The 15334-nt window shown below is 65.6% G+C and carries 13 protein-coding genes; 2 read left to right on the forward strand and 11 right to left on the reverse strand.

Translation table 11 applies throughout. The features are described from left to right. Positions 1-123: 123 nt before the first annotated feature. Positions 124-1605, reverse strand: a complete 1482-nt coding sequence (locus ABFX36_RS18240; RefSeq protein ID WP_050792883.1) for an MFS transporter — start codon at positions 1603-1605, stop codon at positions 124-126. Positions 1606-1792: 187 nt separating this feature from the next. Between ABFX36_RS18240 and ABFX36_RS18245 the strand changes: the two genes are divergently transcribed. After that, positions 1793-2479, forward strand: a complete 687-nt coding sequence (locus tag ABFX36_RS18245; protein WP_008382024.1) for a TetR/AcrR family transcriptional regulator — start codon at positions 1793-1795, stop codon at positions 2477-2479. A 47-nt stretch (positions 2480-2526) separates the two neighbouring features. On the opposite strand, the gene ABFX36_RS18250 is transcribed toward ABFX36_RS18245, so the two are convergent. From ABFX36_RS18250 to ABFX36_RS18295, 10 genes are all read right to left on the reverse strand, one after another. After that, positions 2527-3087 (reverse strand): integrase core domain-containing protein, encoded by a 561-nt coding sequence (locus ABFX36_RS18250; RefSeq protein WP_003937322.1) that lies wholly within the window; start codon positions 3085-3087, stop codon positions 2527-2529. A 531-nt stretch (positions 3088-3618) separates the two neighbouring features. Next, on the reverse strand, positions 3619-5250 hold the full coding sequence (locus ABFX36_RS18255; RefSeq protein WP_003937321.1) for a long-chain fatty acid--CoA ligase: 1632 nt from the start codon (positions 5248-5250) through the stop codon (positions 3619-3621). Positions 5251-5324: 74 nt separating this feature from the next. Next, positions 5325-6392 carry a BtrH N-terminal domain-containing protein gene (locus ABFX36_RS18260; RefSeq protein ID WP_346077709.1) on the reverse strand — a complete coding sequence of 356 codons (1068 nt, stop codon included), beginning with the start codon at positions 6390-6392 and terminating at the stop codon, positions 5325-5327. Positions 6393-6441: 49 nt separating this feature from the next. Beyond that, the gene (locus tag ABFX36_RS18265) at positions 6442-7278 is read right to left on the reverse strand and encodes an SDR family oxidoreductase (RefSeq protein ID WP_003937319.1); all 837 of its coding nucleotides are present in this window, start codon (positions 7276-7278) and stop codon (positions 6442-6444) included. Beyond that, positions 7275-8804 (reverse strand): aldehyde dehydrogenase family protein, encoded by a 1530-nt coding sequence (locus ABFX36_RS18270; RefSeq protein ID WP_003937318.1) that lies wholly within the window; start codon positions 8802-8804, stop codon positions 7275-7277. The genes ABFX36_RS18265 and ABFX36_RS18270 overlap by 4 nt, the downstream gene beginning before the upstream one ends. Further along, positions 8801-9526: a transglutaminase-like domain-containing protein gene (locus ABFX36_RS18275; protein ID WP_003937317.1), complete on the reverse strand. Its 726-nt coding sequence runs from the start codon at positions 9524-9526 to the stop codon at positions 8801-8803. The genes ABFX36_RS18270 and ABFX36_RS18275 overlap by 4 nt, the downstream gene beginning before the upstream one ends. Continuing rightward, positions 9523-10983, reverse strand: a complete 1461-nt coding sequence (locus tag ABFX36_RS18280) for a cytochrome P450 (RefSeq protein ID WP_003937316.1) — start codon at positions 10981-10983, stop codon at positions 9523-9525. Before ABFX36_RS18280 ends, ABFX36_RS18275 begins: the two co-directional genes overlap by 4 nt. A gap of 71 nt (positions 10984-11054) precedes the next feature. After that, positions 11055-12257: an NAD(P)/FAD-dependent oxidoreductase gene (locus ABFX36_RS18285; RefSeq protein WP_003937315.1), complete on the reverse strand. Its 1203-nt coding sequence runs from the start codon at positions 12255-12257 to the stop codon at positions 11055-11057. Continuing rightward, on the reverse strand, positions 12254-13642 hold the full coding sequence (locus ABFX36_RS18290; RefSeq protein ID WP_003937314.1) for a cytochrome P450: 1389 nt from the start codon (positions 13640-13642) through the stop codon (positions 12254-12256). The genes ABFX36_RS18285 and ABFX36_RS18290 overlap by 4 nt, the downstream gene beginning before the upstream one ends. Before the next feature lie 23 nt (positions 13643-13665). After that, positions 13666-13986: a 2Fe-2S iron-sulfur cluster-binding protein gene (locus ABFX36_RS18295; protein WP_003937313.1), complete on the reverse strand. Its 321-nt coding sequence runs from the start codon at positions 13984-13986 to the stop codon at positions 13666-13668. Between the two features lie 120 nt (positions 13987-14106). On the opposite strand from ABFX36_RS18295, the gene ABFX36_RS18300 reads away from it, so the two are divergent. Beyond that, positions 14107-15108 carry a helix-turn-helix domain-containing protein gene (locus ABFX36_RS18300; protein ID WP_008382041.1) on the forward strand — a complete coding sequence of 334 codons (1002 nt, stop codon included), beginning with the start codon at positions 14107-14109 and terminating at the stop codon, positions 15106-15108. Positions 15109-15334 lie beyond the last annotated feature (226 nt).

The following is a 15334-nucleotide window of genomic DNA, read 5'->3' on the forward strand; positions in this document are numbered from 1 at the left end:
AACACCTCCCGGCTCCACGAAGCTCTCGGCTACCGCACCCCGGCGAACGTCGAAGCGACCTACACTCACACCACGACGACCGCGCCCGCGACCGTGTAACCACGGAACGAAACCCAGGGCGCTTCAGGTCGTGGTGGGGGTGGGCCGGGGTGTGCGTCCGGGGGCGAGGATGGCCAGCGCGAGTGCTCCGGCCGCGGTGATGGCCGCCAGCGCGAGCGCGGCCTGGGTGCTGCCGTGTACGAACGCGGTCTTGGCGAATTCGGCCAGTGGCTGGGCGGCGGGTCCGGCGCGGTCGGCGACCTGCAGGGCGGCGGCGAGGGAGTCGGCGACCGGGCCGCGAGCGGGTTCGGGCAGCTGGGGCAGGGCGGGTTGGATGTGGTGGGTGTATCCGGCGGCGAGCACGCTGCCGGATACGGCGATTCCGATGGCCGCGCCGATCTCGCGGGCGGCGTCGTTGACGGCGGCGGCGACACCGTGTTTGGCCACGGGGGTGTCGGCGACGATGGCGTAGGTGGCCGGGGCGGTGCACAATCCCAGCCCGGCGCTCAGGATCAGCAACGGCCACAACAGGTCTGGGTAGTCGGCGGCCAGGGTCAACCGGCTCACCAGGAAGAGTCCGGTCGCGATGGCGAGCAGCCCGGTGACGGTCATCGCCCGCAGCCCGACCCGGCTCGACAGCCACGGCGCGATCACCGAGATCGCCACCAGCGGCACCGCCATCGGCACCAGGCCCAGCGCCGAACCGAGCGGCCCGTACCCGAGGATCAATTGCAGGTATTGCACCAGCAGCAGGAACACCCCGAAGGTGACCAGGAACTGGATGGTCACCGACAGTGACCCGGCCCCGAACCCCCGCCGGGCGAACAACCGCACATCCAGCAGCGGCGCGGCGACCCGCAACTCCATGATCACGAACACCACCGCCGCGGCGACACCGAGCGCGAGGGTGGGGGTCACGAGCGGGTCGAGCCAGCCGCGCGCGGGGATCTCGACGCAGGCGAACACGATCGCCGCGATCGCGATCGCCACCGCCACCGCGCCCACCCAGTCCACCGGCGGGTGTTCCCGCTCGCGGGATTCGGCGATGGTGCACGCCAGCGCGGCCAGCACCACCCCGGCCACGGTCAGTCCCACGAACACCGATTCCCACGACCACCGCGCCAGCAGCAGTCCCGAGCCGAGGATCCCGAGCACCGCACCGGACCCGGCGACCCCAGCCCACACCCCGACCGCGCGCCCGCGATGCGCTTCGGGCAGCCCCGCGGTCAGGATCGACAGGGTCGAGGGCATCACCAGTGCCGCGCCCGCGCCCGCCGCCGCGCGGGCCGCGATCAGCCACACCGGCCCCGACATGAGCAGCGGCAGCGCCGAGGCCACGGAGAACACCGCCAGGCCCGCGATCAGCACGACGCGGCGCCCGTAGCGGTCACCCACCGCGCCGGCGGGCAGGACCAGGCACGCCAGGATCAGGGTGTAGCCGTCGACGATCCAGGTCAGCTGCGATTGGGTCGCCCCGGTCGCGACCGCGATCAGCGGCAACGCCGAATACAGTGCAGCCATCGCCGCGACGACCAGCGCCACCGCCAGGCACGACACCGTCAGCATCCACCATTCGGCCCGCGCCAGCACACTGTGACCGTCAGTCGTTTCCGGTGCGTTCACCGGCACCTCCCACCCGACGAAACCATCGGTATCGCTTCGCTACCATGAGTATCACAGGCGAGAGTGGTTGCGATAGAGTCGAAATCGGACACATTCACCGCCGCCCGTTTCCTTGGAGGTCTTCCCGACCATGACCACCCGCGACCAGGCCGACACCCGCACCGGACCCGCCGCGCCCCACTCCGCCACCGGCGAGCAGGACGCGGATCTCGATCAGGCCGATCCGCGGTTGGCGCGCTCGCGGGCACGGTTGCTCGACGCGGCCACCCATCTGCTGGCCACCGGCGGTATCGACGCGGTCACCATCGACGCGGTCACCCGCACCTCGAAAGTCGCGCGCACCACCCTCTACCGGCACTTCGGCAGCAGCACCCACCTGCTCGCGGCCACCTTCGAACGCCTACTCCCACGCGTGGACACCCCACCCGACGACGGGCCCGTGCGCGAGCAGTTGATCGCGTTGCTCACCGCCCAAGCCGACCTGATCGAGAACGCTCCCCTCCAGCTGACCACCCTGTCCTGGCTGGCCATGGGATCCATTACCCCCGACCCCGGCGCACCCCCTGACTCGGGCGCGGTCACCTCCCTGCGCGCCCAGGTCATCCGCCGCTACCGCGAACCGTTCGACCACATCCTCACCAGCCCTGAGGCCCGCGCCCACCTCGGCGACCTCGACACCACCTTCGTCATCATCCAGCTGCTGGGCCCGATCGTCTTCGCTCGCCTCACCGGGCTGCACAGCATCGACCACCACGACTGCGCACGCCTGGTCGACGATTTCCTCACCGCCCACCACAACCACAACACCCGCAAGTAAAACCGACAAAAGCCCGCACGTACGGAGGTCGGGTCAACGGCTCTGGCTCAATTCGGGTGTGAGGGATACCAGAGCCGTTGATCGAACACTCCTGGACGAGGCCGCTGCTGCGTCGTCGTGTCCCGTGTCAAGTAGTTGGCAGGTTTTCGGTCTCGGGGAAAGTTGGGGATCCGAGGGCCGACCAGGCCAGGGTGGATCTGGATCGGCCGGTTCCAAGCGATGGCTTCGTGCGGCCGGACGGTGTTGTGCTCGACCCGGTAGGCGTCAGCGTGCTTCACCACGGCCAAGACGTCATCGATCTCCTCGAGGAACAGTCGCTCGTACTTCAGCGACCCGAAACCGCGTTCGCGCGAGCCGTTCTGGCCCGGCGACCTGACTCGGGTACCGACGTGGCGCAGTTCGGGGTGTGCGGTGACGAACGCCTCGAAGCGGAACGACCGGAACGGGCCGCCGTTGTAGGTCACGATCGTCGCCGCGGGCTCGAGACCACGGCCGGGCTCGCGTGGGCACGTTTCGGCCAGCGGGTGGTCGTACGACTGCTCGTAGTCGGCCAAAGCGCGCTCGATCGCGGTGATCGCGTTCGTGCTGGTTCGCCGTCGGCGACACATGCCAGGGATGCTCGTATTTGCTCCAGTAGTCCCGGCAATCCGCGATACGCCACGTCCCGCCAGCGGTGGTCTCGAACTCACTGAAGTCCAAACGCTACACCTGATTCGGGCCGGTGGGCTCGGCGGCGAACGCAGCCTTGCGGCTGGCGGCAGCAGACCCTCGTCTCGCAGGCACCGCAGCACGGTCGCCTGCGACACCGGGTGCCCGTCGCAACGGCACATCGCCCACACCTTGCGATGGTCGAACCGGACCGCCGCCAGCACTGCAGGTGGGAATTTTCGCAGGTACCAGCAGGAAGTATCCAGGGCCGCCAAGTGGCCGCGATCGCGCGGCAGTCGAGGTTTGGCCTGCGAGGTTCTCGGCTGACTCAGCGTGGGGTATGTCGCACCACCCGGTCTGCGTTCGCGGCGTGACTGAAGAGAGGCGTGACCACTAAGGCCGGGCAAGGTACTCGAAGTCGGACTGTCCGCCGCGGATCCTAACCCCACGATGTGAGCAGGGACCCGTGCTCGATGATCTAGAGAGGATTCCTAGATTTCGACGACGGCAAGCTCTCCTTCGGCATGCAGGGAGCGCAGGCGCTTCTTGTCGAACTTGCCGACCGAGGTCTTGGGCACCTCGGAGACGAAGCACCAACGCTCGGGCAGCCACCATTTGGCGACCTTGCCAACGAGGAAGTCACGCAGATGGGCAGGTGTGGGCTCGCGCCCGTCACGTACGACGATCACCGCGAGGGGACGTTCCTGCCACTTCTCGTCCGGCACCCCGATCACAGATGCCTCGAGCACATCGGGGTGTCCGGCGAGCAGCAGTTCGAGCTCGACCGAGGAGATCCACTCCCCGCCAGACTTGATCACGTCCTTTGTGCGGTCGGTCAGCGTGACGAAACTGCGTTCATCGATCCGACCGACGTCGCCGGTGCGCAACCAACCGTCCTGAAACTTCTCCCCGTCATCCTCTTCGCCGATGTACGAGCCGGTGATCCAAGGTCCGCGCACCTGCAGCTCGCCGACGGCTTCGCCGTCGTGCGGGAGCTCATTGCCCGCGTCGCCGACGATCCTCAATTCCACACCTGGAACCGGACGGCCTTGAGTGGCTCGCAGGCGCCACCGCTCCTGCGTGTCGAGCGATGCCGGCGGACGCGCGACGGTGGCCAGCGGCGAGGTCTCGGTCATTCCCCACGCCTGGACAACCTGTACGCCGTACTTCTCCTCGAAGATCTCCATCAGGTGAACGGGCACGGCGGAGCCACCGCAGGCAACCAGGCCGAGAGAGGAGATGTCGTAGCTGGGGTTGGCCTCCACGAAGTTCAGCACGTCGTTCCAGATCGTCGGGACCGCGCCTGCGACGGTTGGCTTCTGGGCATCGATGAGCCGTACCAGCGGCTCGGCCTGCAGGAACCGGTCAGGCATGAGAAGGTCGGCACCTGCCATGAGGGCGGCATAGACCAGTCCCCAGGCGTTGGCATGGAACATCGGCACAATAGCGAGGATCCGGTCATCGCAGCCGACTCGCAGTCCGTCGGCGGCGCAGGCCGCCATCGAATGCAGGTAGGTCGACCGGTGGCTGTAGGCGACGCCTTTGGGGGTCCCGGTGGTACCGGAGGTGTAACACATGGCGGCTGCTGACTGCTCATCGAGGTCAGGCCAGTCGAACGTCTCGGGCTGAGCGGAGATGAACTCCTCGTAACCCACGACTGTGAGCCCGTCACGGTGCAGCGGGGTGAGGTCCACCCCCCCGGTCACGACGACGGTGTGCACACTGGTGATGTGCGGCAGCACGGGGGCCAGCAGCGGGACCAGGCTTCCGTCGAGAATCACGACCCGGTCCTCGGCGTGGTTGCCTATGTAGACGAGTTGATCTGAGGCGAGGCGTAGATTGAGAGTGTGCAGTACCGCGCCCATCGAGGGCACCGCACAGTAGGCTTCCACATGTTCCTGGTTGTTCCACATAAAGGTTGCGACGCGCTCATCGCCTGTGATCCCGCAACCGCGCAACGCGTTGGCCAACTGGGCGGACCGCCGTCCGATCTCGGCGAACGAGGCGACCTTCACGCTCCCGTCGGGCTGCAAGGTCCGCACGGTTGCCGAGCCATGCACACTCGAGCCGTGGCGCAGAATCGCCGCAGTTGTCAACGGGACGTTCATCATCGTGCTCTGCATAGCATTCCTTGTTGAGAGAGTTGCCTTCGAACACAGCGATCCGGAGACCGAGCGTCCGGGGAAAAGTGGGGCTGTCAGCGATCTTCAGCCATAAGCGAGCTTGAAGCAGACTCCAGGGACTCGACCAGGTCCAACTCCAGCTCTGGCAGCCGGCTAGCCGCCAAAGACATCCCGGCCGCGCGCGCTCGCACATCAACGTCGCGCCGGATACCGGCACGTGCAGTCTCGGTCCATGCCTGCGCACAACGGCTGGCGGAGACGGCGAGTTGAGCGGTGGCGAAGTCGCCGGTCAGGCGTGCGACATCCGCGCAGCCATCGGCGAGCAATCGGCGGAACAGCCCGCCGCCGGTACCTGCCTTCTCGATAAAAGCGCTCAGGCTGAACAGGAGGATCTCGAGGTCGTCTATCGGAAGATCGGCCCAGGTCCGAACGTCGGCCGCCAGCTGTACGACCGCAGCTAGGCCCTCGGCCCCGGCCGCCGCTGTCGTGAGATCGACGATCCCGGGCTGCGACGGGCGGCGCATACTGGCCGCGGACTGGCGAAATGCCTCTGCCGCTACTTCCGCCACGTCTGGCAGCGCGTCCGGCCAGATGATGCGGTAGGTGCAGTGGCGCGTCGGTTCCGGGAAAGACTTCGAGGACCGCGCCCGAGCCAGCGCATCGAGCGGGACCTCCTGCACCTCGGCGCGGTCATTGTCCACGACAAAAGCGATCCCCTCGGCCTCGTCGTGACCGATCACGACGATATCGTGGCGACTCATCCGCAACTGGACCCGCAGGTACGGCAACTCACCGATGTCGCCCCACACCAGACTGGGTCTGCCTGCTTCGATCTCGTCGAGAACCCATGACCATCCCTCGCGAGGATCGTCGGTCGTGAGAACGTGGACCTGTCCGCCGAGTCGGCGGGGTAGATCGACTTCGAAGTCGGCACCTCGTCCCACCAGGTACAGCGGTGGGACGAGGTCGCTCGACCGGAGGTAGGATAGCCCCACCGCGCCACCGAGCGCGAACACCAGACCTTCGTCGGGCGGTCCATCCCACCCCAGACCATGCCAGTGCAGAAGATCGCGCATCGCGCCAGAGCCGCAATGCCCCGCCATCCGATGCGGGTAGTCCTTGATCAGGGTTCTGCGGGGCATAGGAGTTCCTCTTCGGTGGATCGGCGCACGACGGGGTTCGAAGACTGGATCAGTTGCTCCGGATTCTGTCCAGGTAGGCCTGGCGTATCCTCATGTCGACGTCGTCGAGGAACACCGAGTCCGTGCCCAGGGCCGATCCGAGCCAGGTAGCCAACCGACCGGGGACGAACTTCATCGCGGCGACCATGCCGCCGGCGAGGCGGGTGACACGCACGAAAGAACGCGGATTCTCGATCAGATCGGCTGTCGCTCGAGCGATCTCCTCGGGCTCGGCGTTGCGCAGTCCCTTGGCCCCAGCCGTCCCAGCGACGAGCTCGGTGTTGGTGAACGTAGGCCGGACCGTGGACAGCTGGACCCCGGACTTGCGGTATTCCTGTCGTGCTGCCTCAGTGAACCCGATGACCGCGAACTTGGTGCCGCAATAGGTCGCCAGACCGGGTACGGCGAGCTCACCGGCCAGTGATGCGGTGTTGATGATGTGCCCGGCACGCCGCGGCAGCATCCGTTGGAGGGCGAGTTTGGTCCCGAAGATGACTCCCAGGACGTTGATCTCGACCTGCCGCCGGGTCACCGCGTCGGCTTCCTCGTGGGCGTGCCCGGTGGGCATGATGCCCGCGTTGTTGATCAGCACGTCGAGGGGGCCGAGGCCCCCCTCGACCAGGTCGAGAAATTCGCGGAACGAGTCGGGATCGGTGACATCGAGGCGGGTGACGACCTTCACCCCGAGCTCGACGGCGGCCTCTTTGGCACGTGCCTCGTCGACGTCGCCGATGGCGACGCGGTGGCCTCGTCGGATCAGCTCCTTCGCGGTCTGGTAGCCGATGCCGCGGGCTCCGCCGGTGATCGCCACAGTCTTGGCGGCAGTGTGGGGGATGTGCGTCGTCACTTGCTGTTCTCCTTGTTCAGGCCGAGGCGTTGCCACAGGCCGCGGCCGGCTGCCGCGCGCAATACTCTTTCGGCGATGGCCGCACGCCGGGAGGTGTACGGGTACCACGTGAGTTCTCGTGCCGGGACAGGAATCCGCGGCTCGGTCACCGCCTGGACCCGGCAGTACTTGTGCAGCCCGTAGGCACCGCCGAGCCGCGCACCGATACCCGATGCCTTCCATCCACTGTGCGGCAGTGTGGTGGCGAAGAGGTTGCTGAAGACGTCGTTGATGTTGACCGCACCCGCGTCCAGGCGTTTCGCAATGCGCTGTGCCCGAGCGTGGTCGCGGGTCCACACCGTCGCAGACAGGCCGTACGCCGAGTCGTTGGCCAGACGGATGGCCTCGTCTTCATCCGCGACCAGCATCACCGGGATCGTGGGGCCGAAGGTCTCCTCGGTCATGCAAGCCATCGTGTGGTCGACACCGACCAGGACGGTCGGAGCGTAGTAGTTCCCGACCGCACTCCGGGTTCCGCCGGCCAGGACCCGCGCACCCGCCGCCACCGCCTGGCTGACGTGGCGATCGGCGATCTCGACCTGCCTCGCAGTGACCATCGCACCCACGTCGTCACCTGTCGCCGCACCCTGGGCCAGGGAGCGCACCCTCTGCGTCAGCCGGGCCACGAACTCGTCGTAGATCTCAGCTACCACGTATACCCGCTCGACGGAGATGCAGACCTGCCCTGCGTTGAACAGACCGCCCCACGCGATCCCCTCCACCGCACGAGCAAGGTCGGCGTCCTCCAGCACTATCGCCGGATCCTTACCGCCCAGCTCCAGGCTCACCGGCTTCAGGTGCTCGGCGCAGCGGATCGCGACCGCACGCCCGGTGGCTGTCGAGCCGGTGAACTGCACGAAGTCAGCGGCGTCCACCACCGACGCACCCGCTTCGCCGGCACCCACAACATGGGCCAAGACCGGAGGGGCGCCGATCTCGTGCCAGCCCTCGACGACCCGCGCACACGTCAGTGGCGTCTCCTCCGAGGACTTCGCCAGGACCGCGCATCCGGCAGCCAACGCGGGCGCTGCATCCATGAGGAAGAGGGTGATCGGGAAGTTCCAGGGCGTGATGAGCCCGACAACCGGATATGGGTGGTAGGTCTTGGACAGCCGCTTCGGCAGACTCAACAGACTCGAGGACCTGACCTGCTCGCCAGCGAGAAACCTCTCGGCGTTGTCAGCGTAGTAGGTGATGAATTCGCACGACGCGGTCGTCTCCACGAGGGCATCTGGGCGCACCTTGCCCGTTTCGGCTTGCAGCAGATCGGTGAGCTCGTCGGTGTGAGCCAGGATCCAGTCCCGCCAGCGATGCAACCATCTGGCGCGTTGCCGCGGGCCAGCCTCGACCCACCCGACCTGGGCGCAGCGGAGGTCAGCCGCGACACCGTTCACGGTCTCGCGATCATCCACAGGGACGGTTGCGATCAGCCGGCCATCGGCTGGGTTGCACACGTCCAAGGCGTCCGCTGCGGTCGCCGTGCTCATCGGTCCTCCAGGGGTGAGTGGAACCCACCGGAGATCCCGTCGGGCTGGGTGCGGCTGGTGGGTGTGTCGGTGAAAGCGTCAGCGATCACGTCAGCGCGCTTGAACATCAACGGTCCATAGGTATGCCGAAGCTCGGTCAGGATCGCGTTCAAAGGCAGATCGTCGAAGATGCCGCGCTCGCGGACGTACTCCATATGCTGGGCTCCGTCGGCGGTGAAGGCGTGCAGGAGTGCGTCGCGATCACCGTCGAAATCCACCGGCGGCACACCGAAACGCGCACACAACTCGGTGTTGAACGCAGGCGTCGCCTTCAACCACCGGCCGTCGATGTAGAGACGGCTGTAGCCGTGATAGACGAACAGGTCTGTGCCGCCCATGAGCGCTCGCAGCGCTTCGGTCTGCAGGTGATTGCGGACGTCAGCGAAACCCAGCAGCGCCGGAATCCCTGCCGCTCGGCACACCGCGGTCAAGAGCACCGCCTTCGGGACGCAATAGGCGCGCCCGGACTCGAGGACGAAGCTGGCTCGATAGTGGGCGGGATTGTCCGACACCGTGTAGGGGTCGTACCAGATCTGGTCACGGACGGCGGTGAAGAGGCGATTGGCCTTGTCCCGGTCGGTGCTCGCATCCCCAACCGCGGCGGCGGTGAATGCCCGGACGGACTCGTGCTCGATGTCGAGGAAGTCGGTCGCCCCCAAGAACGCCACCGGTGCCGGATTCATCTGCGCTCCAGGGTGATCGGCAACCCGTCGACAGGAATGGGGAGCGAGGTGTTGTCCCATCTCACTTCATACTGGTCGGGGACCGACCAGGTGTAAGTGCGCAGCATGTGGTGCAGGATCGCCTTGACCTCGAGGGTGCCGAAGTGCAGACCAATGCACTTGTGCACTCCTCCGCCGAAGGGGATCCACCCGAAACGGTGATTCTGGTCCTCATGGCGCGGCTCGCTGAAACGGTCGGGGTCGAAGGTGTCGGGCTCGGTCCAGCACGACTCGTCGAAGTGGTTCACCGCAGGAGCCACGGCCACCAGGGTGTCCGCCGGGATGTGGCGTCCGGCAATCTCCACGTTCTCGATCGTCTTGCGCATCACGATCGGCACGGGCGCCACGAGGCGCAGCGTCTCCTTGATCACCAGGTCGAGAGTCGCCATCGAGTCCAGGTCGTCGATGTCGGGGCGGCGTTCACCGAGTCGGTCGGACTCGGCCCGAGCCCGTTCCTGCCAGGCTGGGTGCTTGGCGAGGAAGTAGGCGGCAGCGGTGGTGGTGATGGTCGAGGTATCGTGGGCCGCCATCATCAAGAAGATCATGTGGTTGACGACGTCCTCATCAGTGAACGCCTCACCGTCGGCCGTGCGCGCATGGCACAGCCCCGCAAAGAGGTCGTCTCCCTGGGCACTTCGAGCCGTCGGCAGATGCCGGGTGAAGTAGTCCTCCAGGAGCGTGCGCCCATGGACTCCGGCGCGCCACCGAGTCCCCGGCAGCGGGAAACGGATGATCGAGCTGGCTGCGCGCACGGTGGCCACGAAGGCGTCGTTGATGGCGTCAGTGTCCTCGCTCCCTCCCCGACCTGCCATGAAGACCTCCGTTGCGACGTCGAGAGTCAGGGCCTTCAACAGTGGGTAGATGCGCGTGGACCGGCCCGCTGTCCACCTGCGGATGCTGGTCTCCAGCGTCGGGCCGAGCTGGTCGACGTAGCCGGCGAGCCGGTCGCGGGTGAACGCCTCCTGCATGATCCGCCGATGCATCCTGTGCTCGTCGAAGCTCATCAGCATCAGGCCCCGGTGAAAGAAAGCATCGATGAGATAGGTCCACCCGTCCTGGGAGAACGACTTCGCCTTGGTCGTCAGCGCCTCCTGTGTGGCATCCGCGCCCGCCACCATCACGATTCTCGTGCCGAAGGCGCCCATCCACCAGACCGGTCCGAAGCGTTGGTACCTGGCCCGGGTGAAGTTGGAGCCGAACCTGATGTAGTCCAGGGTGTGACCGAGCAGAGGCATGCCCGCGGTCCCTCGGACGGGCTCGAGCCCCGACCCCGCCGGGGGCGGGGCGAGCTCACGAACAGGCCACTGGTCGCTGACCCCTAGCAGGGTCGCGTCGGCCCGACTCGGCAATGGTGCCAGGAATACCGACGAGAGCCGCTCACGACCCTTCGCCAGCGGGAGCTGGATGATGTTCGTCACTGACGTTCCTTTCCGAAATGTGGGCCCGTACTCGCTGTTGTCGTACCATCGCCGCCAAGGGACCGATCACCTCAGACAGAGCCTGCGAGCACCAGTTCGGTCCGGCCAATGGGGAGTCGCTGCGTGATGACCCGCTTGCTGAACATGAAGTGACGGGGCCGGTTGATGCAGTCGGCGGCGATGAGCTCGCCCGCACGCAGGTAGAAGCAGGTGAAGTCGCGGTCCCGGGTCGGGTCGCCGCTGAGGACGACTTCGTCGTACCCGGTGTTGAGACCGGCGATCTGGAGCTTGAGATCGTATTGATCCGACCAGAACCATGGAAGCGCCGCGATCATCTTGGACTTGCCGCAGACGGTCGCGGCCGCCACCTTGGCCTGCTCACCCGCACTCGGCACGGACTCCAGGCGTATGCGACGGCCGTAACGGGCCATGTCATGGCTGGCGCAGTCCCCAGCCGCCACGATGTCGGGGTCGCTGGTCCGGGTCTGGTCGTCGATCACGACGCCGTTGTCGACGACCAGACCCGCGGCGGCGGCGAGCTCGGTGTTCGGCTCAACGCCGATACCGACAATGACGAGGTCGGTGGGAATTGATTCGCCACTGGACAGGAACACCTCGCGGACCCTGCCGTCACCTGATAGAGCTTCGACCAGCGCGCCCGTCCGGATGTTCACGCCCTCCTCCCGGTGGATCCGGTCGAAGAACGCCGATACAGCGGGGGCGGTGACCCGTTCGAGGACGCGCTCGGTCGCCTCGAGTACAGTGACCTCCAGACCGAGCGCACGCAATGAGGCGGCCGTCTCCAGTCCGATGTAGCCGCCGCCGATGATCACAGCGCGACACCCGGGGCTGGTGGCCTCTCGGATCATCTCGACGTCCGCAGCGGTGCGTAGGTAGTAGACGCCGACCAGGTCGGCCCCCGGGATGGAAAGCCGTCGAGGGCGGGCCCCAGTGCACAGCGCGAGCTTGTCGTAGGGCAGCGCGTCGCCGGTGCTCAACACGAGATGACCAGCCGAGCGGTCGATCGCCTCCACCTTCGCATTCAGGAGTTGGATCCCCTGCTCGGTGTAGAATTTGGCGCTGCGGATCGCGAGTTCGTCGAGCGTGCTCTTCCCCGCCAGGTAACCCTTCGACAGCGGCGGGCGTTGATAGGGCAGCGCCGACTCCTCGCCGATGAGGACGATCTCACCGGTCCACCCTTCCTGGCGCAGACTGGCCGCGAGTTGGGCCCCGGCATGGCCGGCCCCGACGATGAGGGCCCGCTGCGAGGTCATGCGCTGGATTTCGGGGTGAGGCGGACCATCATCTTGCTGATGCCCCTCACGAAATTGGACTGCACGTACTCTGGCTCGCCGACGACCTCGATATTGTCGAAACGGGGAAGCAACTCCTCCCACAGGATCCGCAGCTGGAGCTCGGCCAGCCGGTTGCCCATACAACGATGGACGCCGAAGCCGAAGGAGATGTGGTTGCGGGCGTTGGCCCGGTCGATGATGAACTCATCGGGCCGTTCGAACACGCGCTCGTCGCGGTTGCCCGAGGCGTACCACATCACTACTTTGTCGCCCTTGCGGATGAACTGCCCGTTCAGAATGGTGTCGGCCTTGGCGACCCGGCGCATATAAGCCAGCGGGGTTTGCCACCGGATGATCTCCGAGCCCATGTTGGGGATCAGGTCGGGGTTTGCCTTCAGCTTCTCGAACTGATCGGGGAAGCGGTTCAGCGCAAGAACACCGCCGCTCATCGAGTTGCGGGTCGTGTCGTTGCCTCCGACGATCAGCAGCACGAGGTTGCCCAAGAATTCCATCGGGCGGTCGATCAGGTCCTTGGTGTTCTCGTTGCTCTGCAACATGGTGATCAGATCGAAGCCGGGTTCCTCCCCGGCAGCCATCCGCGCTGCCTTGTCGTGCCAGAGAGCGCTGAGACCTCGCGCCATGTCGCGCATGCCGGGGAACACCTCGTCGTTGTCCGAGGGCCCGCCGTTGGCTTGCTCCAGCGACGTCGCGAGATCTGACCAGTAGACGAGCTTGCGACGCTGCTCGTACGGGAAGTCCAGAAGGGTGGCAAGCATCCGAGCGGTCAACTCGATCGAGACGTTCTGCACCCAGTCGAACGGCTGATCCACGGGCAGGTCGTCCAGCACCTCCTGCACACGCGATCGAATCAGCCCCTCCATCTCACGCAGGTTCTTCGGCGCAACAACGCCTTGGACAGCGGCCCGCTGCGCGTCGTGGCGTGGCGGATCCATCGCGATGAACATCGCGATATCAAGGAAACGAGGCGGGGCCCCGATGACAATGAACGGCTCGGCGGAGAAGAGCTCGTGGTTCTTGTCCACGGCCACGATGTCGGCATGCCGCGTGACAGACCAGAACGGACCGAACGCACTGTTGGGCTGGTAGTGGACCGGCGCCTCGTTGCGCAAGCGCTCGAAGTAGGACTGCCAGCGCCCCTGGCGATAGAGAAAAGGGTTGCTGAGGTCGATGTCGGCGAGCTCGACGTCCTCGACCGGCGGGATAGGACTCTCGACGAAGAGCTTCTCTCCGTTCGTCCCGGTCACCCATCGCCGGGTCTTGTCATACAGATGCGCGCCCTGGATCTGCAGATCCATCGGGATGGTCGACTGAACCTTGGCGGTGATTGCTTCAGGAATCTTCATCAGGTCTTAACCGTTTCTCGCCGTCACATCTGGAATTCGGGTAGTTCGACGATCAAGCCGTCCCACGCCGCCGACGCCGCCATCTGGCAGGACAGCCGGGAGGTCGGCTGGCGCTCGGGGTTCATCGCGAGCATCTCCTCCTCCTCGGGACCCGAGAGGCCGACCTGCTCGGACCATTGCGGATCGACGATCACATGACAGGTACCGCACGCGGCTTCGCCTCCGCAGTCGCCGTCGATGCCGGGCACCGCGTTGTTGGTCGCGACCTGCATCAGCGACTGCCCTTCCTCGATGGGCGCCTCGTGCTTCTGGCCATCGTGGGAGACAAAGGTGACAACTGCCATAGCCAACTCCTGGATACGTCGTCTTCAATGTGAACTTGGTCAAAGTGTTGTCGAAGACGAGCGCGGCGGCTATGTTCGGCAGAGTCAGAAACTTGTGAATTCGGCTCAAAGGGGACCAGGGTGAACCTCAACGAGGAGGGTGTGCCTCCACTCATGTTCGCGCAATTGCTCGAGAGCCAAGCACTCGACTCAGACGCTGTCGCGCGGCTTCGCAACATCATGGCTCGCGAAGGAATCGACGAGACGACGTTGATCCAGCGGAACATCCAGGCCCCGATACGGTGGTTTCGCGAGGTGTACCCCGCACTCGATGTCGACCAGGCAACTACGCTCGGCTTCGCGTTCGCCGAGCAGGCTCAGTTGACGTCCTTTGGCCCGTTGAGCTTTCCTCTGGTCAGTGCAGGTTCGGTAGCCGAGATCGTCGAGCTGCTCACCTATCTGCCTTTGATCTCGACGGCCCTCAGCCCACAGTTCCACCCAAGAGACGAGGGGCTTACTGTGGGGCTCAGCGCACATACAGGCGATCCGGCCCTGAACTGCCTGGTCGTCGCGTACAGCGGGTCGGCGCTCCTGCGCCTGCTTGACATGCTCGCTGGCGATGTGCCGACCGTCACCCTCCATCTGAGCTGGTCGGCGCCGAACTTTCTGGCCAATCATGAGGACGCCCTAGCTGGGCGCCTGTACTTCGACGCTCCGACGTCATTCCTTCGTGTCCCCGCGGATACCCTCAACGAGGTATGTAGGTTCTCCGATCCCGTCGCCTATCGCCTCGCCATCGTTGATCTGCAGCAAACCCTCGAACAGCGAAGCAGAACCACGTCTTTCTCGGAGAAGGTGCGACGGCTCCTGGAGGAGGATCCCGGCAAACGAAGTAACGACTGGGTCGCACACGAGCTCTCGATATCCCGTAGCACACTCAAGCGGCGCCTGTCCGAGGAGGGGACCACCTTTCGCGAGTTGCGCGAATCATTCCTGCGTGATCGTGCGATGCTGCGGCTGCTCGACCGATCGATGTCGGTGAGTGAGATCGCTGCGGATCTCGGATACAGCGACCTCGCCAACTTCTCTCACGCCTTCAAGCGGTGGACTGGTCGCTCTCCACGCGAATTTCGGCACGAATAACCTACCCGTCCCGCCGCTGGTATAAAAAAGGCTGCGCGAAGTGGTGGACTTCGGATCAGCCTCGAACATGCACAGTGATCAGCGAGTCATATTGAGAATACTAGCCTCGAAATTTCATCGGGGTGACGTCCTGGCCTGTGCGGTTTCGGATTGATGGTTGTGAGCTGATTGTGCCTGTCGGGTACGACAAGGCCGCCGATCGTCGGATACGTCCGGGTTCCACATC

It is taken from the genome of Gordonia cholesterolivorans (assembly GCF_039531975.1).
Lineage (GTDB): Bacteria > Actinomycetota > Actinomycetes > Mycobacteriales > Mycobacteriaceae > Gordonia > Gordonia sihwensis.